This window comes from Mariniflexile sp. HMF6888, from assembly GCF_044335535.1.
Lineage (GTDB): Bacteria > Bacteroidota > Bacteroidia > Flavobacteriales > Flavobacteriaceae > Mariniflexile.
The window spans coordinates 44,660-65,648 of the sequence record NZ_JBIQVZ010000005.1 but is presented as its reverse complement, the minus strand read 5'-3'; the positions used below and the strand labels follow the sequence as shown (position 1 = coordinate 65,648).

21 protein-coding genes and 1 tRNA gene are annotated in these 20,989 nt (G+C 32.9%); 8 read left to right on the top strand and 14 right to left on the bottom strand.

The genetic code is table 11. From position 1 onward, the window contains the following. Window positions 1-2: 2 nt before the first annotated feature. Window positions 3-2,462, bottom strand: coding sequence for a TonB-dependent siderophore receptor (locus ACGLWY_RS12540; protein ID WP_396620012.1), 2,460 nt, complete (start codon window positions 2,460-2,462; stop codon window positions 3-5). Window positions 2,463-2,812: 350 nt separating this feature from the next. On the opposite strand from ACGLWY_RS12540, the gene ACGLWY_RS12535 reads away from it, so the two are divergent. Then, entirely contained in the window at window positions 2,813-3,046 is a 234-nt protein-coding gene (locus ACGLWY_RS12535; protein WP_396620011.1) for a hypothetical protein, read from the top strand. Window positions 3,047-3,125: 79 nt separating this feature from the next. On the opposite strand, the gene ACGLWY_RS12530 is transcribed toward ACGLWY_RS12535, so the two are convergent. Continuing rightward, window positions 3,126-3,207, bottom strand: a tRNA-Leu gene (locus ACGLWY_RS12530). 116 nt (window positions 3,208-3,323) lie between these two features. Here ACGLWY_RS12530 and ACGLWY_RS12525 point away from each other — a divergent pair. The 3 genes from ACGLWY_RS12525 to ACGLWY_RS12515 all read left to right on the top strand — a co-directional run bounded on the left by ACGLWY_RS12525 (window position 3,324) and on the right by ACGLWY_RS12515 (window position 6,617). After that, window positions 3,324-4,265, top strand: a complete 942-nt coding sequence (locus ACGLWY_RS12525; RefSeq protein WP_396620010.1) for an alpha/beta hydrolase — start codon at window positions 3,324-3,326, stop codon at window positions 4,263-4,265. 75 nt (window positions 4,266-4,340) lie between these two features. Continuing rightward, window positions 4,341-5,729 carry a dipeptidase gene (locus ACGLWY_RS12520; protein ID WP_396620009.1) on the top strand — a complete coding sequence of 463 codons (1,389 nt, stop codon included), beginning with the start codon at window positions 4,341-4,343 and terminating at the stop codon, window positions 5,727-5,729. Window positions 5,730-5,756: 27 nt separating this feature from the next. After that, complete coding sequence (locus ACGLWY_RS12515; protein ID WP_396620008.1) at window positions 5,757-6,617, top strand: DMT family transporter; 861 nt, start codon at window positions 5,757-5,759, stop codon at window positions 6,615-6,617. A gap of 34 nt (window positions 6,618-6,651) precedes the next feature. On the opposite strand, the gene ACGLWY_RS12510 is transcribed toward ACGLWY_RS12515, so the two are convergent. After that, on the bottom strand, window positions 6,652-7,854 hold the full coding sequence (locus ACGLWY_RS12510) for an NAD(P)/FAD-dependent oxidoreductase (RefSeq protein ID WP_396620007.1): 1,203 nt from the start codon (window positions 7,852-7,854) through the stop codon (window positions 6,652-6,654). Between the two features lie 161 nt (window positions 7,855-8,015). Between ACGLWY_RS12510 and ACGLWY_RS12505 the strand changes: the two genes are divergently transcribed. Next, window positions 8,016-9,116 (top strand): DUF4407 domain-containing protein, encoded by a 1,101-nt coding sequence (locus ACGLWY_RS12505; protein WP_396620006.1) that lies wholly within the window; start codon window positions 8,016-8,018, stop codon window positions 9,114-9,116. Between the two features lie 7 nt (window positions 9,117-9,123). Here ACGLWY_RS12505 and ACGLWY_RS12500 read toward each other — a convergent pair whose 3' ends face one another. Then, window positions 9,124-9,402: an STAS domain-containing protein gene (locus ACGLWY_RS12500; protein ID WP_396620005.1), complete on the bottom strand. Its 279-nt coding sequence runs from the start codon at window positions 9,400-9,402 to the stop codon at window positions 9,124-9,126. A 339-nt stretch (window positions 9,403-9,741) separates the two neighbouring features. Here ACGLWY_RS12500 and ACGLWY_RS12495 point away from each other — a divergent pair, with 339 nt between their 5' ends. Beyond that, a complete protein-coding gene (locus ACGLWY_RS12495) occupies window positions 9,742-10,173 on the top strand; it encodes a YybH family protein (RefSeq protein WP_396620004.1) in 432 nt (143 codons plus the stop codon). 172 nt (window positions 10,174-10,345) lie between these two features. Here the strand turns inward: ACGLWY_RS12495 and ACGLWY_RS12490 are convergent, their stop codons facing one another. From ACGLWY_RS12490 to ruvC, 6 genes are all read right to left on the bottom strand, one after another. Then, on the bottom strand, window positions 10,346-10,924 hold the full coding sequence (locus tag ACGLWY_RS12490) for a PhnA domain-containing protein (RefSeq protein ID WP_396620003.1): 579 nt from the start codon (window positions 10,922-10,924) through the stop codon (window positions 10,346-10,348). 232 nt (window positions 10,925-11,156) lie between these two features. Then, the gene (locus ACGLWY_RS12485) at window positions 11,157-11,948 is read right to left on the bottom strand and encodes a hypothetical protein (RefSeq protein WP_396620002.1); all 792 of its coding nucleotides are present in this window, start codon (window positions 11,946-11,948) and stop codon (window positions 11,157-11,159) included. Window positions 11,949-12,110: 162 nt separating this feature from the next. Next, a complete protein-coding gene (locus ACGLWY_RS12480) occupies window positions 12,111-12,473 on the bottom strand; it encodes an MmcQ/YjbR family DNA-binding protein (protein WP_396620001.1) in 363 nt (120 codons plus the stop codon). An 11-nt stretch (window positions 12,474-12,484) separates the two neighbouring features. Then, window positions 12,485-13,231, bottom strand: coding sequence for a cyclase family protein (locus tag ACGLWY_RS12475; RefSeq protein WP_396620000.1), 747 nt, complete (start codon window positions 13,229-13,231; stop codon window positions 12,485-12,487). A 43-nt stretch (window positions 13,232-13,274) separates the two neighbouring features. Continuing rightward, window positions 13,275-14,453 (bottom strand): radical SAM family heme chaperone HemW, encoded by a 1,179-nt coding sequence (gene hemW / locus ACGLWY_RS12470; RefSeq protein ID WP_396619999.1) that lies wholly within the window; start codon window positions 14,451-14,453, stop codon window positions 13,275-13,277. Continuing rightward, entirely contained in the window at window positions 14,450-15,043 is a 594-nt protein-coding gene (ruvC, locus tag ACGLWY_RS12465) for a crossover junction endodeoxyribonuclease RuvC (protein ID WP_396619998.1), read from the bottom strand. The genes hemW and ruvC overlap by 4 nt, the downstream gene beginning before the upstream one ends. Window positions 15,044-15,100: 57 nt before the next feature. Here ruvC and ACGLWY_RS12460 point away from each other — a divergent pair, with 57 nt between their 5' ends. Both ACGLWY_RS12460 and ACGLWY_RS12455 read left to right on the top strand, forming a co-directional pair. Next, window positions 15,101-16,069, top strand: a complete 969-nt coding sequence (locus ACGLWY_RS12460; RefSeq protein ID WP_396620227.1) for a lysylphosphatidylglycerol synthase domain-containing protein — start codon at window positions 15,101-15,103, stop codon at window positions 16,067-16,069. Further along, complete coding sequence (locus tag ACGLWY_RS12455; RefSeq protein ID WP_396619997.1) at window positions 16,066-17,199, top strand: glycosyltransferase; 1,134 nt, start codon at window positions 16,066-16,068, stop codon at window positions 17,197-17,199. Before ACGLWY_RS12460 ends, ACGLWY_RS12455 begins: the two co-directional genes overlap by 4 nt. Before the next feature lie 29 nt (window positions 17,200-17,228). Here the strand turns inward: ACGLWY_RS12455 and ACGLWY_RS12450 are convergent, their stop codons facing one another. The 4 genes from ACGLWY_RS12450 to ACGLWY_RS12435 all read right to left on the bottom strand — a co-directional run bounded on the left by ACGLWY_RS12450 (window position 17,229) and on the right by ACGLWY_RS12435 (window position 20,981). Continuing rightward, window positions 17,229-17,705 carry a hypothetical protein gene (locus ACGLWY_RS12450; protein WP_396619996.1) on the bottom strand — a complete coding sequence of 159 codons (477 nt, stop codon included), beginning with the start codon at window positions 17,703-17,705 and terminating at the stop codon, window positions 17,229-17,231. 255 nt (window positions 17,706-17,960) lie between these two features. Further along, entirely contained in the window at window positions 17,961-19,592 is a 1,632-nt protein-coding gene (locus ACGLWY_RS12445; RefSeq protein WP_396619995.1) for a M56 family metallopeptidase, read from the bottom strand. Between the two features lie 2 nt (window positions 19,593-19,594). Then, a complete protein-coding gene (locus ACGLWY_RS12440; protein ID WP_117173171.1) occupies window positions 19,595-19,954 on the bottom strand; it encodes a BlaI/MecI/CopY family transcriptional regulator in 360 nt (119 codons plus the stop codon). A gap of 352 nt (window positions 19,955-20,306) precedes the next feature. Then, entirely contained in the window at window positions 20,307-20,981 is a 675-nt protein-coding gene (locus ACGLWY_RS12435; RefSeq protein ID WP_396619994.1) for a DNA-binding response regulator, read from the bottom strand. Between the last annotated feature and the right edge of the window lie 8 nt (window positions 20,982-20,989).

Sequence of the window (20,989 nt, the reverse complement as noted above, 5' to 3'; positions counted from 1 at the left end):
AACTAAAAAGTATAGGAAACGGTTGCCATTATATTTCTAGGCTTGCCAGGGAATGCCCTTAAGAAATCATAGCCTCCTACCCAATGGGTTTGGTCAAAAATATTGTTAAAATTCAATTGTATTTGAAATTTATCTACACTATAGTAAAGCACTGTATTGACCAGACCATAACTTGGGAAAACCGGAATTAATTCAGGACTTCGGACAATAGATCCATTGCGTTCACCAACATAGTCATAGCCAAGACCAAATCCCAAACCATTTAGATTTCCTTTATTAATCATATATTTTGTCCAAAAATTGAATGTGTTCTTTGGCGCATTGGGTTTCTGGTCTCCAAAAATGGCTAATGTTGTCTCATCAGCTTCGGTAAAATAGGCATGGTTAAAAGCATAGTTAACTACTAGGCTCCAGTTAGGTAAAATTTTACCATAAGCATCTATTTCTATTCCTTTTGATTTTTCTTCTCCGATCTGTTTTAATAAATCAGCGTTACTAGAGTCATTTGCGCTATATAAGGCTCCCTGCTGCGTTAGATCGTAAAAAGCTAAAGTAACACCCAATCTTTTTTGAAACCATTCCGTTTTCACACCTACTTCGAACAATTCACTTTCCAAGGGATCAAACGGCCCACCGGCTTCAGGGTTGTTAATATCAGTTGCTGTTTGTGGTTGGTATCCTTGCACCCATGTGCTATAAACATTAATGTTTGGAGTGGCTTTATATACGGCACCAATTCTAGGTATGAAGGCATTTTGTTTTACTTTTTCCTCATCTTCGGTATTGTAATTCAAGTAATCGGTAAAATCATCTCTTCTTAAACCTACCAGTAAATTAAATTTTTTATAACTAAACTGATTTTGAATATAAATACCATGGTTGACCTGTTTATATGGTGTATAATGTCTAACACCGTAAACATAATTACTCATGTCTCGCATACCATTGCCGTTAGTAGAGGTCAGGTCAAAATGGGCAACATTTGTTACCGGGTTTCCGTCGGCATCTAAAACGTAATTATCTTTATTGGCTACGTTGAATGAATTTGTAGAATTTCCATTCGTTAATAAATAGGCATTAGCTTCAAGTTGAGATCCTCCTGGCTCCAATTCTTGTTGAAAATAATCATACCCCATTAATAGTTTGTTTTTGATGTCACCAAAATCTAAATCATAATTAAGGTAGTTGCTAAAGTTTTGATTATTCCAAGAACGTTTACGTACAAAAACCCGCATGGCTACTTTAGAAATATCAAGAGTACCATCACCTAGTGCTGCAAAATTATTGGCCGTTCTATGTTCCAATAAATCCTCATCATAACTAGAATTTAAATAAGTGCTGTTTAGACTTAGATTGTCGGTTAGTTTATGTTGAAAAGAAAGTGTAATGTTTAGATTTTGTTCATTCAAATAATCATTAGACGCACTTAATGACCGGGTTATAGGTGTGGAGTACAAATCGCCATCTCCAAAAACAGCCTGTCCACGATCAAGTCTTCCTTTAGAATCTTGGTATACAATATCGAAATTCAAACGTGTTTTATCATTGGGAATAAAAGAAAACGAAGGTGCTAAAACAATATTTTTTCCAAATTGCAAATCTCTAAATCCATCCGTATTCTCATATCCCAGATTTAGTCTGTACAATAATTTTTTATCCTTGGTCATAGGACCTGTAAAATCAGTCAAAAGCCTAAAAGTATTAAAGCTTCCCATACTAGCGCTTATAGATTGCTTTTGTTCTTTCAGAGGTTTTTTGGTTACACTATTTATAGTTCCTCCAGGCGACGAATTGCCAAATAAAGCTGAGGCTGGTCCTTTTATCACTTCCACCCTTTCTATATGCGGTATCAACTGCTGGCTCCAAAAACTAGTCATCATTCGAGAACCGTTTAATAACATACTTGAGTTTTGCTGACCTTGGACCCTGAAGCCTCTTATCGTTAAATCATTATAGAAAGAAAATTGGTTGATGCCGCTTATGTTTTTCACAACATCATTAATCGTGAAAGCAGCTTGATCTAAGATAACTTCTTTGGTAACGTAGCCCACAGATTGTGGAACATCAATTAGTTTAGTAGCCGATTTTGTGGCTATAAACGAATTGGTATTTTTATACCCCCTTTCTTTTCGACCGATGATTTCAACTTCTTGTAATTGTGTGCTATTTTCTTCAAGAACAAAATCTAAGGAGGTGGTTGTGTTTTTAGATATTTCTATCGTTTTGTTACCAACAGTATACCCAATAAAAGAAACTTTAACAGTATGCTTACCTTGTGGTATGTCTTTCAATTCATAAAAACCGTTATAGTCGGTCGTTGTGCCTTGTTCTAATGCTGAAATATAAACAGCGGCACCAAATATGGGTTGATCTTGTTCATCGGTTACTTTTCCCTTTAACCCTGATTGGGAAAATGCATAAAATGATAATAAAAAAGCTGTGGTTAGTGTAATAATCTTCATTATTTTTATTTAGATTTATTTAAAATAAGCGGCAAATGTAATTTTTTTTATCAAAAAAACAAATGCTATTTGGAATAAATCTAAATAATATTTTTTGGTAAATTCAGAAAGCATCGAACTTAAAGGACAACTTTTTTGTATTTATTTTATGAAGGGACTCTTCCCATATTTTAAATAAGATAAGCCATTCTATTGATTATCTGAATTATAATGAGGAACATTATTGATAGTATACTGGAGCAGGATTATGTGGAAAAGAACCAAGCCTCATCCTTTAATTTATATATTTTTATTAAAAAGCTTTTTGCTAGAACTATAATTATAAAATTGAGAAATACACAAACTCAAACATGTTATTTTCGGCTAAAAACGACAACAACCACAAATTAGCAGACAGGAAAATTTTTGTTGATTTAAGTATATTAAATATAACTTTTGAAGATACCCCAACTTTTGACAACCAAGAAGACAATGTAATTGGGAATCCTATTTTTTGGGAATATGAAAGGGTCTTATTGATTTTAAGAATCGTAAAATACACCTTTTTAATCAAGAAAACAGTATTTCGGGTAAAAGTAAAATAGCTAGATCAAAAATGAAAATGAAATGATCCTGATTTTAATGAAAAAAGCCGAATCTTTCAATTCGGCTTTTCCTTTACAGTGCGGGCGGGGAGACTCGAACTCCCACACCTCGCGGCACCAGATCCTAAGTCTGGCGTGTCTACCAATTCCACCACGCCCGCTAAAGGACTGCAAATATAAACAAGATTTTTAAATTGCAAACTTCAAATCGCTAAAAACATTCTTTTTTTTATACTTTTAAAAAATAATGATTGCACCTTTAGATATACCATTAATTATGAACAAAAAAATAATTTTAGTCTTATTTATTTCCATTTTCAGCAATGTCTTAATCTCACAATCTAAAGAAGAACCCATTGTTTTAAATACTGAAACAGGAGATATTCACGGAACTTTATTAATATCCAATCCATCAAGAATCACACCTATTGTTTTAATAATAGCTGGTTCTGGTCCAACCGACAGAAACGGAAACAACCTAATGATGGCAAACAATTCTTTAAAAATGCTTGCAGAAAGTTTAGCTAAAAATGGCATTTCCTCTTTACGGTTTGATAAGCGAGGCATTGGTGAAAGTAAAAATTCTGGTGCTAAAGAATCTGATTTACGTATTGAACATTATATTAATGACGTAAAACAATGGTGTAATTTCATCAAAAAAGATAATAGATTTGGCGATTTAATAGTTTTAGGACATAGTGAAGGCTCGCTAATAGGGATGGTTGCTTCTCAAGAAAAACAGGTAGATAAATTTATTTCATTAGCTGGAACTGGGTTTCCTGCTGGCGACATTTTACGAAAACAATTGAAGGATCAATCACCCTTAGTTTTAGAAATGTCAGCACCCATCATTGAAAAATTGGAAAAAGGCGAAACTGTAGAAAAAGCTCCAGAAATGCTTTATGCCTTATTCCGTCCAAGTGTCCAACCCTATTTAATTTCCTGGTTTAAATACAATCCACAATTAGAAATAGCAAAACTAAATATACCTATTTTAATTGTCCAAGGTACAACCGATATTCAAGTAAATGTTGAAGATGCCGAAAAATTATTCGAATCAAATCAAAAGGCAAAAAAAGTAATTATAGAAAATATGAATCATATTCTTAAGGAATCTGAAGCCGAAAGAACCAAAAATATTCAAACCTATAGTAACCCTAAATTAGCTTTAAAAGAAGAATTGATTCCAGCCCTAGTCAACTTTATTAATGAGCATTAAAATCAAGGTTATTCCAAAGAGATAAGTTAAACATATTCTTTTTTGTACTTTTGAAACATTTAGACAAATACATCGATGAATAATATACAATCTTATATCAAAGAACATAAAGACCGATTTATCTCTGAACTTATAGAATTACTTAAAATTCCATCCGTTAGTGCCGATTCAGCATTCAAAAACGATGTTTTAAAAACTGCCCAAGCCGTTAAAACCAGTTTAGAAAAGGCAGGTTGCCATACCGTTGAAATTTGTCCAACCAACGGACACCCCATTGTTTATGGTGAAAAAATGATTGACAAAACCTTGCCAACCATTTTAGTTTACGGACACTACGATGTGCAACCACCAGACCCTTTAAACTTATGGAACTCCCCGCCTTTCGAACCTGTAATTAAAAAAACAGACTTACATCCCGAAGGTGCCATTTTTGCTCGTGGTGCTTGCGATGATAAAGGGCAAATGTATATGCACATTAAAGCATTGGAGTTTATGACAACCACAAAACAGTTGCCTTGTAATGTGAAGTTTATGATAGAAGGCGAAGAAGAAATTGGCAGTGCTAATTTGGCAACCTTTGTAAAAACCAATCAAGACAAGCTAAAAAACGATGTGATTCTTATTTCTGATACGGGAATGATTGCTAACGATGTCCCATCCATCACCACCGGATTACGTGGATTGAGTTATGTTGAAGTAGAGGTTACAGGCCCCAACCGCGATTTACATTCAGGATTATATGGTGGTGCTGTAGCAAACCCTATAAATATTCTAGCAAAAATGATTGCTTCGCTTCATGATGAAAACAACCATATTACCATCTCTGGATTTTACGATAAGGTTGATGAACTTTCAGCAAAAGAACGTGTTGAAATGGCCAAAGCTCCTTTCAATTTAGAAGACTATAAAAAGGCATTAAACATAGAAGACGTTTATGGTGAAACAGGTTACAGCACCAACGAACGCAATTCCATTCGACCTACCTTAGATGTTAACGGTATTTGGGGCGGTTACACAGGCGAAGGTGCTAAAACCGTTATAGCCAGTAAAGCCTACGCTAAAATATCCATGCGCTTGGTACCGCATCAAGATTGGGAAGAAATCACGCAGCTATTTAAAAAACATTTTGAAAGTATCGCACCAAAAGGCGTTACCGTAAAAGTAACACCACACCATGGTGGACAAGGTTATGTAACCCCTATTGATAGTATTGGCTACCAAGCGGCATCAAAAGCTTACGAAGTCACTTTTGGAAAAAAACCCATTCCACAACGAAGCGGTGGCAGTATCCCAATCGTATCACTATTCGAACAAGAATTAAACAGCAAAACCATTTTAATGGGATTCGGTTTAGATAGTGATGCTATTCATTCACCAAACGAACATTTCGGCATTTTCAATTATTTAAAAGGCATCGAAACTATTCCTTTGTTTTATAAATATTTTACTGAGCTTTCTAAATAAATTTGGGTGTTTAGTTAAAACCTATTGATGAAAAACCAACATAGTAAGAACCTCATTTTTCTTTTAATTGCCACCCTTTTTGGAAGTACCTCTGGTCCTTTGGGTAAATTTATAGATATACCACCTCCTGTAATTATTTGGTGCCGTTGTATTTTAGGCGGCTTATTTTTGTATGCTTTTTGTTATTTTAAAAAGGTAAATCTGAAAATTTATTCAAAAAGAGATTTTCTAACAATACTAATAAGTGCTTTATTTTTTGGTGCCCATTGGATTACTTATTTCTATGCACTTAAATTATCGAATGTTGCTATAGGCATGCTGTCATTGTTTACCTACCCCATGCTTACCGCTCTTATTGAACCTTTTTTTATTAAGGTGAAGTTTGACCCTATTTACATTGTTTTAAGCCTTATGGTTCTACTTGGTCTTTATATATTAGCACCAGAGTTTAGTCTACAAAATTCTTATGTAGAAGCTATTATATTCGGGGTTATATCTGCGTTTTTATACGCTTTACGCAACATCATTTCCAAAAAATTGATAAGTCGTTATACAGGCACTAGTATTATGTTCTACCAACTTGTCGTACTTACTATAGTATTATTACCAGCCATTTTTTTTATGGATACATCAAACATCTTATCGCAATTTCCATATATAATTGCTCTAGGCTTATTAACAACCGCTATTGGGCATACCATGTTAGTAAGTAGCTTTAAGCATTTTTCGGTAAGCACTGCAAGTATTATTAGTAGCACACAACCCATTTTTGGAATTATTTTAGCCTTTATTTTTTTAAATGAAATGCCCTCTTTAAATACCTTTTTAGGTGGTTCACTAATTCTTGCTACGGTTATTATTGAAAGTGTGAGGTCTAGAAATAAATAAAAACAGACCTCACACAAGTGTTATTTTATAAAATTTATGGCAGATATGAATATCCATTTTTAGTTTTCCAAAGAAAGTATTTCTCAAATAAAACCTTAAAAAAATCATAAAAAACATTTGGAATCATTATAGCAAAATTTCTAGGTTTAAATAGTTTATCACTTAAAATTATGACTTCCTTTTTACCAGCATCCATAATACATATTCCTGGAATTTTACCCCAAGCTTTTTTCTTCAACTCGGTTTTTCCATTAGTTACCCTAATAATATTTTCTGCAACAATCTTACCTGTTTCATCTGAAGGGTAACCTGTTTTAGGTCCAGAAAAAGGCACTTTACCTGGCTTAAAGGGTAATTTCACATCTACAGCAATACCAGCCGCCCAAACATTGGGAATTTCAATGTGTCTGTAATCGTCTGTTACTGGGATATACCCTGTAGCCGTAGTGTTTAGTCCTGGTGAATTACTTACAAAATCGACACCTAAAAAAGGAGGCATAAGCATGGTGAAACTACTTGGCAATACTTCATCTGTAGATAAAACAACCCTATCTTTGAGCACTTCTTTAACACCCACTTCAGTTCTATAATGGATGTTGAACATTTTCATAAACGACTTTAACATGGTCTCTCCTCCAGTTATGCCATCAATACCAAAATGTCCTAAAAATGTTTCTGGGGTTATCCAATACAAATCTACTTTCTTTCTAATATGTTGCTCTCGCAGCCACTTTTCTATATTAAACAAGAACTCATAAGCCGCTCCCATACATCCTGCATTTTGAGTCGCACCTATAACTATTGGGCCAGGATTCTGCTTAAAATCTTCTAAAGCTTTTCTAATTTTTAACGCCCCATTTGGTGTCCCTACATAATATGCAAATTCCTCAATCCCAGGAGCTACATCAAATTTCACTTTTGGGCCCGTGGCAATAACCAAATGGTCGTAAGGCACTTCTTCCTTATCGGTTATAACTACTTGTTTCTTAATATCGACTTTTAAAGCTTCTGAAATTCTAAAGTCGACACCTTTCTTTTTAAGTATGGTATCTTTTCTAAATGAAATATCTTTAATCTCCCGTCTTCCAAAAGGCACCCAAATTAAAGATGGTATAAATAAAAACAAGGGGGATTTATCTATCATAATCACTTTATGCTGGTCTTTTCCTTTGCGCTTTATCTCAAGAGCTGCAGTCATACCTGCAAAATTACCTCCTACTACTACCGTTGTTGTCATAATGTTTAGTTTTTAATGTGAACTAAAATTAATCATTAGCTATTTCATTTGCTGTAACCTATGTTACATAGAGACCCAAACTATTATTTAATTTATTTTTAATGTAACAAATTGACTGTCTTAACGTTCTAATAGTCAATCATCAATCAAAACCAATCATTATGTTAAAGCAATTCTTCATTATTTGCTCGGGTTCCGATACCGATATTTTAGAACAATGCTCAAAAGGTGAACAAAATAAATATGCAGGCATTGGTGCTACGGTTTTTTTTACTGCACTAATGGCATTTATTGCGGCTAGTTTTGCGCTCTACACCGTTTTCGATAATCTATATGCTTCCATATTTTTCGGACTCATTTGGGGGCTTCTTATTTTTAATCTAGATCGTTACATTGTTTCAACCATCAAAAAAACAGGCCATGTTATGGATGAGCTCATACAGGCGTCTCCCAGAATTATATTGGCTGTTATTATAGCCATCGTCATTTCAAAACCATTGGAACTTAAAATTTTTGAAAAAGAAATTAATCAGGTGTTGTTAGAACAAAAAAACGAATTAACGCTTGCAAATCAAAACCAGATTGCAGAACAATTCAATCCAAACATTGAAAATTTAAACAAAGATATTGTCGCTTTACAACAACAAATTAGCACTAAAGAAACAGAAGTAAATGCCCTGTATGATACATACATTGCAGAAGCAGAAGGAACGGCTGGCACTAAATTATTGGGCAAAGGCCCGGTCTATAAGGAAAAAAGGGACAAACACGATGCCCTATTAGCCGAACTACAACAACTTAAAGAAGAAAACAAAGCAAAAATTGCCGTTACAGAATCCCAAATAGCAAAGCTAAAAGGCGATTACAAAGACCAAGTTACAACCACCCAACCCATTATTAATAATTTTGATGGTTTGATGGCACGTGTGAATGCCCTGAGCAAACTTCCTTGGATACCTTCATTCTTTATTTTCCTTTTGTTTTTAGCTATTGAAACATCACCCATATTCGCAAAGTTATTATCACCAAAAGGTGCTTACGATTTTAAATTGGAAAATGAAGAAATGTCCATTAAAACCAATGTGCTTCAAAATAAAAACCAAAGAGAAGCCATGTTAAAAGCAGATTTTGCAATTAACGACCGTATTTATAAAGATTTAGAAAATGAAGACGAACTTTACACCTATAAGCGTACAAAAGCGAGGGAACTTATGCAGCTTCAGGCAGATGCCTTCTATAAACAACAGAAAAATATATTATAAGATAAGTTTATGCCGCCATTTCCGTTTTAAAATGGTTGTACAAATCTTCACACCCTAAACCAATTATAGATAGGTTTTTATTTTTTGCAATGGCTTCTTTATGCAGTTCTGTTAAAGCATTAACACCAAAACGATCCATACTATCAACATCTTCAATACTTATGATGAGCACTTGTACTTTTTCAAAAATGTTATTAAATACACTTTGAAATATGCTTAAATTATTTTTGTTTAGTGTTCCTTTGATTTTAAAAAAATTGTTGCAGTTTGAAATTTTTAAATCCATAATAAGCTACTATAATATAATATGATTAAACAATAAATTTGAGCTATTAATTAGTGGAATCTTTAGTAAAGATATTACAACATTTAATTACCATAGCATTTATTCGACCAATAGATTTTAACTTCGGACAAACAAAAAGTATATGCCAAATAAATCGATGAGTTACATACTTTAAAACCAAGTTTTCATTATTTTTACTCCCATTGCTTAAAAGCAACGTTTAAAAAAGCAATCATTTATTATGAAATTGCCTTGATTTGGAAACACAATTGATAATCATCGAACACCAATGAAAATAAAATTTGTGATATAATCAGTGAACTAAATATATATCTACGTATGAATAAACTATTCCTTTTACTTTTTGTTTTATGCACATGTAACTCCTTTTCGCAAACAACCGAAAAAGAAGATAAAGATGCCATTATGGCCGTTTTAAAAGCCCAAAGAATTGCTTGGTCTAAAAACAATATTGAGGGGTTTATGGAAGGGTACTGGAAAAGTGATTCTCTTAAGTTTTATGGTGTAAATGGTGTAACTCTTGGATGGGAAAACACCTTGGATCGCTATGAAAAAGGGTATCCTTCCGAAGCCCATACCGGAAAATTAAGCTACAAAATAAACGACATTACCAAAATAAGTGACGATGCTTATTATGTATTAGGTGAGTATCATTTAAAACGAGAAGTTGGGAATGCTGATGGTATTTTTATGCTAGTTTTTAAACGAATTGACGGTGAATGGAAAATTATAGCTGACACATCTTGCTAAATTTTTGGACTAAGAGGCTGTTTAAGTTTTATCCTTTGTCCCTTTTATGTGCCTATTTCTACCATATTTCAGCTATTTTTTGGTCCATAGCTATGGCTATGAATCACAAAACACCTTCGCTTGACAAAAAAATGTCCCATAAAACATTCCATAAACAAAATTTAAACAGTCTCTAAGTTTTCTTAACGTATTTGGTAATAATTACGATGTGTTGCCCATCTACTTTGCCTTCAATGTATTCGGCATTTTCATGGTCTAATCGAATATTTCTAACGGCAGTTCCTTGTTTTGCAACCATACTAGACCCTTTAACCTTTAAATCCTTTACTAAAACTACCGAGTCACCTGCTTCTAAAATAACACCGTTTACGTCACGATGAATTATTTTATTAGCTTCATCTTCGTGTTCACCTGTTGCGCGCGCTAAAGCCAAAGCTTCATCGTCTAAATACATCATATCCAACAAATCTTTAGGCCAACCTTCATTACGTAACCTTTGGAGCATTCTCCAAGCCATAATTTGTACCGCAACAAACTCGCTCCACATACTATCATTTAAACAGCGCCAATGGTTCACATCCATATCGGCACGCTCTTCAATTTGGTTTAAACAGGTGCCACAAACCAACAAACTATTATCTACATTTTCGTTTAATGAAGGCGGAATGGTATATTGCTTTAATTGATTGTTTGAAGCACAAAGCTCGCAGGTATTATGACTTCGTTCTTGTAATGTTTGTAGTATGCTCATTTTTGATTTATTATCCAGCAAAAATACATTTAAAATATAGCTGCTACAAGAACAATTATGATAATAATTAAAAAAAAGGATGCTTAAACACATCCTTTTTAAAAAACCATATAGAACACGTCTTGACTTTTTTGATTGAAGCGAAAAAGTCAAGACGAAGTATTTTTATTCTAAAAAACAGCTTGTTGAAGTCCTAATTTATAAAAACGTCATTAGTAGTACATAGGGTAAATTACAATTTAACGACACCGTAAATATAATCGCCATGGCTTTTAAAATATTTACCCATAGCTTTAGATTCTTCTTTTGTAAAAGCGGCTTTCATTAACTCTTGATTCTTTTTAAACATTTTATCCAAATCTCCTAAAGAATCTAAATAAAAAGCTTGTACAAAGTCTCTTTTATCAGAACCCCATGCGTGCCGATTTGGATAATAAGCTTTTATATAATCATTTTTATTAATTACATCCGTAAGCATTCTATCCATAAACCCTTTAAGTTCTTCTTTAGTGCCGTCTTCTGGAAATGCTTGTTTATTTTTTCTTACATAAAGAATGGCGTCTTCAGGCAATTCTGCTGAACTCATTTTTGCGTCAGGTAAAGTGGCATAAATCTCATCCGAATGAAAACCTGCATAAGCTGAATTCATTTTCTTTAAAAATGCCTCTCTAGCAGTTTTATCTGGCCAAGCTGCATTTTCAAGTTCTGTATTTCTTGCTGCTGCTTTTTCTATAGCTTCCCAACTTGGATACGTTTGAGCATAAACGACTTCATTACTATTAGATGTTAATAGATGTGTAAAATAACCCGCCCATAAAATATGTTCATTCTTATCGGTTACTTTATCCATATACTCTTTTTCAATAGCTTTCCAGTCATCCATTGACATATCACTATCACTATTCCAATACATGGTTGTTACGGAAATATACATGGGGCGCTTTTCTTCTTGTGAAAAAGAAAATGAACTAAACAGCAAAAATATGGCTGTAATTGCGGTAAAAAATTGGTTGGTTGTTTTCATAATCAGTTAAAAAATTAAAGTTAAAATATATAGATTAGTTAAATACTACTTTAAGATTTTAGGGCGTACTTGATTATGCTACTGATAAATTTTGGGAAAAAGAATATGAATTAAGTAAATATACAAAAAAGAACTGATGTACAGAAACTTAAGTACTTATATTTATGAGAGCGTATCTCTTAGGTTTTTTGGCATACTTTTTACAACCATATCATAAGAATGATCGATAAGTTCTAATATGAATTTAGGCGATAAGTCGCCATCTTTAATAGAAACGGTATTCCAATGCTTTTTATTCATGTGGAAGCCTGGTTGGATGCTGCTATATTCTGCCCGAAGCTCTTCGGCGTAATCGGGGTCACATTTAAGATTGATGGTTTTTTCTCCAGACTCCCATTTTTTTAACCCGACTAAGGCAAACATTTTACCCAATACTTTAAACACAAGCGTATCTTCATCAAAAGGAAAATCTTCGGTAACACCTTTCTTTTTAATACAATATTCATGAAGTTGCTCTATATTCATTTTAAAAGAGTTTATATTATCTTGTATAAAACAGGTTTACTAGGTGTTGCATCATTCTCGAAAGGTGCTATTTGAAGGTTTAACAGGTAACTACCGTCTTCAATTTTATTGGAAACATAAATAAACTCGGTAATGGTACAATCTAATCTTAGCTTGCCATCAAAATTCCAAAAGGCTTTGTGTGCTAACAATGCTCCTCCGTCGCGTTCTCTATCTACACTTGGCAAATCTATAAGCAGGTGCTTAATGCCTTTGTCTCGAATAAACACTACGGCTTCTTCGGTCATGTACGTCCAATTGGTATTTGAATAGTGACGCTTCTTTTTCTCTTTGGTATTTGGCATGGTTCTAATCACCAGAGCTTCAGGTGTTTTATCCTTCAGAAGTAATTCCATTTGTTTTCTTGAAATCACAGTATCTTTCATATATTTTTCCGCTGCTACCGAAATTAATTCAGCAGTAAAGAAAAACTGTGTTAGATTCTTATTCACAGAATGAAACTCTTTTGTAATGTGCCCAATACATTCGGTATGTGTACCATGTGCATGTGGATTGAAATAGATATTATTAAAATTAACCGATGCACCTTCTTTTAGACTACCAACCCAATCCCCATTTTTAACAGGTTCTATCTTAGGTTCATCCAAATACCACGCATTCACGTTGCTTTTTGAAGCTTTTAGTGGAATAGAAATATCAAGCGGTTTAGATAAATCTATTTGATAGGTGTTTGATTGATATTTTATGGTTGTTTTCATTATTTTTTCTTCTGCCCTATTAGGGCTTGAAACCTGATAGGGTTTAACTTAAATTCAACATAAACAAATCGGAAGCAATACCATCACTCAAAAATTTTCCTTTTTTAGTGACCAGCAATTTGCCCTCATTAAGATACAATAAATGTTCTAAAAGATGTTTTTCTGCTTGTTTCATGAGATAGATTTTATAGTTTTTACCAAAATCTTGCTCCACTTTTTCTAAAGAAACGCCCCAAATGGTTCGTAAACCCGTCATAACGTACTCGTTATATTTATCAGTTATCGATAGAACCTCGGTTTCAATAGGAAGTCTGTTTTGTTCTATAGCTTTAATATATTTTGAATTGTTTCGCACATTCCAACCTCGTTCATTTCCGTTAAATGAATGTGCTGAAGGCCCAATACCTAAATATGGTTTTCCTTGCCAGTACGCCGAATTATTTTTACTGAAATAATCGGGTTTACCAAAGTTTGATAGTTCATAATGAACAAAACCTGAAGCTTCCAGTTTTTCAATTAATATATGAAACTGTTGTTGTGCCAAATCATCATCAATATTTTTAACAATCCCTTTTTTAATAAACATATCTAAAGCTGTTTTAGGCTCTACAGTTAAGGCATAACTTGAAATATGCGGGATATTAAAACTTAAAACCGTTTCTATATTTCTTGTCCAGTTTTCGTTAGTCAAATCTGGAATTCCATAAATTAAATCTATTGAAATATTCTTAAAATGTTTTGCTGCTTCTTGCAAACAGCTTTTTGCTTCTTTGGCATTGTGAGCACGATTCATAAGCTTTAAATCAGCTTCAAAGAATGATTGGATGCCGATACTTAATCTGTTAATTTGTGTATTTGCTAATTCGTTGATGCGTTGCCTTGTCAAATCATCAGGATTCGCTTCTAAAGTGATTTCTGGATTATCAGCAATTTGATAGTTTTTATATACTTCATCAATCAACAATCGCAATTCCTCACTAGTTAATAAAGAAGGCGTGCCACCTCCAAAATAAATGGTTTCAACAGTTATGTTTTTAAATTCGTCTTTTCGTAATTGCAACTCTTTAACCAATGCGTTTACCAATTCACTTTTCTTTTTCAAAGAGGTAGAAAAATGAAAATCGCAATAGTGACAAGCTTGTTTGCAAAAAGGGATATGTATGTAGATGCCTCCAGCCCCACCTAACCTCTCCAAGAGGGAGGAATCCATACTCGAACTCATTTCTTTGCGCTTTTTATTCCTCCTTTGGGACTTAAAGGAATTTTTACTCGACTTTCATTTTGCTTAACAAAACTTGCCCAGCCCGAATAACTTTTACCAATTTCCACTTTGCCTTCATTATAAAAATGGCAAACTGCTGCTGCTAAACCATCGGTGGCATCTAGATTTTTCGGTAACGTTTTAAGATTTAATAAACTTTGAAGCATTTTTGCTACTTGTTCTTTACTTGCATTTCCGTTACCAGTTATCGCCATCTTTATTTTTTTTGGTGAATACTCGGTAATTGGAACTTCCCTACTCAAACCCGCTGCCATAGCAACACCTTGTGCACGACCAAGCTTTAACATACTCTGTACGTTCTTACCAAAAAAAGGTGCTTCAATGGCTATTTCGTCGGGGTGATGCGTATCGATTAGTTCTATGGTACGTTCAAAAATGAGTTTTAGCTTTAGATAATGGTCATCGTACTTTTTTAAATCGAGTTCATTAAGTTGCAAAAAAGTCATGGTTTTACCTACCACCTTAATGAGTCCGAACCCCATAATGGTAGTTCCAGGGTCAATCCCTAAAATAATTTTTTCTTTGCTCATTAATGCGCCCTATTTGATATGATAACAGAATATTGGTTTAATTTGTATTCTGAGTTTATGATTTACACGTTGCCATACAAAACTAAACAATTCTTTTTTGTGCTTATTAAAATAAGTACTGTTGTTGCTGCATTTTATTTTATATATCAAAAATTAACCAATAACAACTCTTTAGAATTCTATGCTTTTATTGATTTTCTGAATAAAAATGGTGTTTTTTCGTTAAAAATTATCATTTTTTTAGTGGTTTTGACTGGTTTTAACTGGTTTTTTGAAATTTTGAAATGGCAAAAATTAATATCTCCTACAAAAAAAATCACTCTTAAAAATGCCTCCGAACAAAGTTTAGGCGCCTTAACCGCATCCTTACTCACACCAAACAGAATTGGTGAATATGGCGCCAAAGCTATTTACTATACTAAAGATTTCAGAAAACGCATACTACTAATCAACCTACTTGGCAATCTTTTACAAATGGGCGTGACTACCATTTTAGGGGTTATTGGATTTAGCTTTTTTATGTCGGAATACCATATATCATTAGCTTATCCGAAGCTATTCCAACTTATACTAATTATAGCATTTGGTACCACTTTGGTGATTTTTATATTACGCAAAACCAAATTAAGCATTAAAGGGTTTTCATTAGAAAAAATGAAGACATTTATTTTAGAATACCCAAAGAAACTTATTGCTTTTGGGTTTTGTTTATCGTTGCTGCGGTATCTTATATTCTCATTTCAATTTTACTATTTACTCACTATTTTCGGAATTCATATCTCCTATCTGCATGCTATGAGTACCATCACCCCCATGTATTTATTGGCATCTATACTGCCTTCTATTTTTGTTTTTGATGTCCTTATAAAAGGAAGTGTTGCGGTATACTTATTTAGCTTTGTTGGGGTAAATGCTTTTACCGTTTTATGTATTGTTACCCTGATGTGGGTTTTTAATTTTGTGTTTCCAAGTATTTTGGGAAGCTATTTTGTATTGAATTTTAAATTTCCTGAAAACGAATTATGACCATAATCAGTATCATCATTACTATACTTTATTTGCTTATAATAGGAAGTTTTGCTTTGGGGTTTGATAAAGTAAACCTTTTTAAACTTGAAAATTCACCTTCCAAAACTAAGTTTTCGGTAATTGTTCCTTTTAGAAATGAAGCTGAAAATTTACCGAGCCTAATAAAAACCATTCAATTATTACAATATCCCAAAGAATTATTTGAAATTATTTTTGTTGATGATGCTTCGGAAGACCCTTCGGCAAAAACAATAAGAGACCTATTAAAAGGTTTCGACTGCGTTCAACTGGATACTTCAATCATTAAGAACGAACGAAAGACAAATTCGCCAAAAAAGGATGCTATTTCTACGGCCATTAAGCATGCCAAATACGAATGGATTATCACTACCGACGCCGATTGCATACTACCAAGTTGTTGGCTTAATAGTTTTGATGAATATATTCAAAAAACACAAGCGAATTGTATTGCGGCACCAGTGACTTATCTTGAAAAAGGCAATTTTTTAAATCGGTTTCAATTACTCGATATGTTAAGCCTACAAGGTGCTACCATTGGAGGCTTTGGCATTAATAAACCGTTTTTATGCAATGGTGCTAACTTTGCTTATAAGAAGGCATTATTCAATGAATTGCATGGTTTTGAAGGCAACACCAACACAGCAAGTGGCGACGATATTTTTCTACTTGAAAAAGCTGTAAAAAAGTACCCAAAACAACTTGGTTATTTAAAATGCAACCATGCCATAGTAAAAACCCAAGCGCAACCAACGTGGGAAACATTACTATCTCAACGTGTACGTTGGGCTGCAAAAACCAGTACATACAATAATTGGTTTGGCAAATATACAGGTTTGATTGTTTTACTTATGAATACACTTTTTATTACAATACTTATGCTTACCATTTTCAGCGTTTTTAATTTGACTATTTTTATGTACCTAGTCATTATAAAATTTAATATCGACTTCTTTTTAATTTATAAATCGGCATTATTTTTTAATCAAAAAGGTGTATTAAAAAGCTTTATTGTTGGGTTTTTAGTGTATCCATTTTTCAGTGTTTATGTTGCTTTTATTTCGATATTTTCTAGCTACAAATGGAAAGGGCGCACTTTTAAAAAGTAATGTTATACCATTTCAAAGCTTAAATGATATTAATCAGCATGAATAATAATAGGTAATTTAAATTCGGTTTTAACTTGCTGCCCTCTTTTTATAGCAGGAAATACCTTAGGTAAGGAATCTAAACTACAATAAATTAAATCTTTAATATGGGGTATTTCCTTAACTATTAGGCTATCTGCTTCAATATCTAAAAGTGATAAAACACCCATTTCAGACACTTGGAATTTTAAATGTATAGTATCAGTAACATCTTGGGTTACAACAATGGGTTTGTTTTGAAGATATTCTAAAATATGATTTGTTAAAACCTCAGTGAAACAAGCAGTTTTCTCATTTTTGGTTTCTATAGAATCACAAACAGAAAAGGTAGGATATACATCTACATCATTCCAATTAAATGTTTGCAACTCTTCATCCAAAATAGCTTCGGGTGTTGTTTTTTTTGCATTGAAATACTCGCAAGACGTAAACGCTAAAACTAATACAAAAACATAAATTTGTTTCATATGTAGATATTTATTGTTTTTTAGAGGTCATATGGTATCGCTTTATTTTCATTGGTGTTCGATGATTATCAATTGGCTTTCCAAATCATGGCGATTTCATAGATTATATCTGAAGCCGAAAAGTACAATTTTTTTGGCTTTTATATAAAGAACTCATCTTGACTTTTTCTATTTCCTAAAAAATGGAAAAAGTCAAGATGAGTTCATACAAAAAAACCGAAGCTTTAACTTCGGTTTTTAGCTGATTTATTCAAATCATTCTTTTTTGCCCTGAGGTTTATCGTCCTGCACCTGAAAAATTATTGGCAAAGAGTAAGGCACAATCACTTTTTTGCCTTTATGTTCGCCCGGAATCATTTTAGGTAACATTTTAACAACCCGAATGGCTTCAGCTTTTAACGTAGGGTGCGGAGCTCTAGAACGCACATCTACAATATTGCCTTCTTTATCAATTTTAAAAATGACATTAATACGTTGCTGTCCTACTAAATTATTTTCGATTGCAATATTGGTGTTGAAATTTTTGCTTACATGGTCCATAATACCTTTTGCCATACATGCTTTTCGCTCTTCATTTGTTTCTAATGAATCGCAACTTGGAAATACGGGAACTTGGTCTATAACACCAAAAGGAATTTCAACACTTTCCAACTCATCTGCAAAAAATGGATCGTCAAAAGCGCCGTCTGTAGTTAATATCAACAGTGATTTTATCGCTTTTTCTTCTTCTGAAGTAGTACGACCTTGAATTTGTATTTGATTAAACAATTCCGCAATTATTTCCATAAGTTGGGTTTTGTTTTTCTGATTAGCATACACTGTTACATTATTTACTAATTCTGGGTTTAAAGAATCTTCTTTTACTATTTTCATAAGAAGCTTTAATCCTTTATCCTCTTCGTCACTAACGTTACCTTGAACTTGTATTTGTCGTTTTATTGCCCAAACCAATTCTGAGATCGGACTGTTTTTATTTAATGCAACATCAGAATTATTTGTCTGTTGTGCGTTTAAATTTTGAATACATGACGTGTAAACCAACATTCCAAATACCATTGGAATTAATAAAGTGTACTTGAATAAATGAACTTGTTTTGATTTTGATTTTTGTAACATAACGATTCGTTTTTTGATTAATGATTGTTTAAAAAATGGATTGATGAATGATATATTTTTAGTTTCGAAAACTTGTGCCAATAGATTTTGATAGTAGGTTGATTTATCTTCATTTTTAACCGCTTTTGCATCGGCAATAAACTCATGAAGCGCCATCATTCTATTTTGATACATATACACTAAAGGGTTAAACCAAAATAGAATACGCAGCACTTCAAAAAACAATAAATCTAGCGTGTGTTTTTCCTTTACATGCACAATTTCATGTTTTAAAATAGATGCTCTTTCGTTCTCATTTAAAAGTTCACCTAAAAATATATAGTGAAAAAATGAAAAAGCAGCATTACTATTTTGCAATTTTACAATGAATAAATTCCCATGTTTACTTTTAGAATTTCTAGCTAGCATCAAAAACATTTTTGAAATTTTAAAAGCAAATCCAAGTATTGCTAGCAGCATGCCCAAATACAGAATAGTTTCCCAATCGAACAATGGTTTTGATTCGGTTATTAATGTCTCTAACTGTAAATTCGTTTGATTGTTTTGAGTTACATTGCCAATAAGAACTTCTGGAAGATTTATTATAAACTTTTGAGGCACTACCTCTTTAAATCCATCAATTTTAATAAACGGAATAATTACCGAAATTAACGCTGAACCAATTAAATAAGCCCTATTCCAATTAAAAAAGGTTTCACGTTTTAAAAACACATCGTAAATGAGCAAAAAAACCAATTGAAATGCAATAACTTGTATAATATAATGTACCATTTCTACTCTTTTTTATTAATCTCCTTTAAAACTGATTCTAATTCTTTTAAGCTGATATCATTCTTTTTCATAAAAAAAGAAACCATGCTTTTAAAAGACCCTTGAAAATAGTTATCTACTAGCTTATTTATAGATTGGTTACTATAATCTTGCTTAACTACTAATGGAAAATACACATGCCCTTTACCTTCTTTCTCATAGTCAACAAACCCCTTGTTTTCTAATATTCTAACAATGGTTGAAACTGTATTATATGCTGGTTTGGGCTCGGGAAACTCTTCTATTATAGTTTTTACATTTGCTTTTTTTAGCTTCCAAAGTATTTGCATAATGTCTTCTTCGGCTTTTGTAAGTTGTTTCATTTTTGAAAATTTTTAAACTAAATAATTAGTTGAATAAAGCAAATATAACTAAAAAATTAGTTTAAACTAATTTTTTAGTTATAAACTTATGCAAAAGAAGAAACCCTATGGGTCTCTCACATCCATAGGGTTTATGTAAATTGCTATTATCAACAAAAAAATTGAGGGATTGTTAATTTTTTGAAGTGTTGACAAGCTAAATATACGCAATACAATTTTTTTCTAGCTGCGGAAAACCCGTAACAATGTTACGGGTTATGTGTAGATTTCAAGTATATCGGGCTAATTCAGAGCAAAAAAAAAGTGAAAAAAAATTCATTTATTTTCACTCAACAAGAAACATCTTACATTATCATACAAATCCTTTGTTTTTTGCTGCATTCAAAAGAGTTTCATCCTGTCCATCACGTACCTCAAAAATTTCTCGTAATTGCTTTTTTCGTTTTTCGACTGCACTTAAAGAAATATCTAAGTGTGAAGCCAAATTTTTTGTTTTCACACCTTGCGCTAATAAGTGAAGTATTTTTCTGTTTTTTTCATCAATTACAATATCACTTGTTATAGCTTTTCTTATAAAGCTATTAACCGTACCACTATAAAATGGTGGGTTGTTTAATACTGCTTGAAAAGCACTGGCGAGTTCACTAGAAGTTAAATCACTTTTAATTAAAAATCCTTCTGGATCTATGGTTTTGATAATATTATGAATTCTAAACGATTCATTAAACATGGTTAAAATTATAATCTTTGATTTTGGTAAAACCTTGCGGGCATACACCGCTAGATCTTCACCTGAAGTCATTAACCCATCTGTTGATGGCGGTAAACTAATATCAACAAACAATACGTGATACGGACTTTCCTTTTCAACAGACTTGTCCATAAACGCAATGGCTTCATCACAATTATTTGCGATATCTATTTCTAATTCTTGTGTTTCCTTTTTTGTAAAAAGCAATGTATTTTGATAACCTTCAATAATCATTGGGTGGTCATCAATCATTAATATTTTAATTTTTTGGTTCATAAATTTGG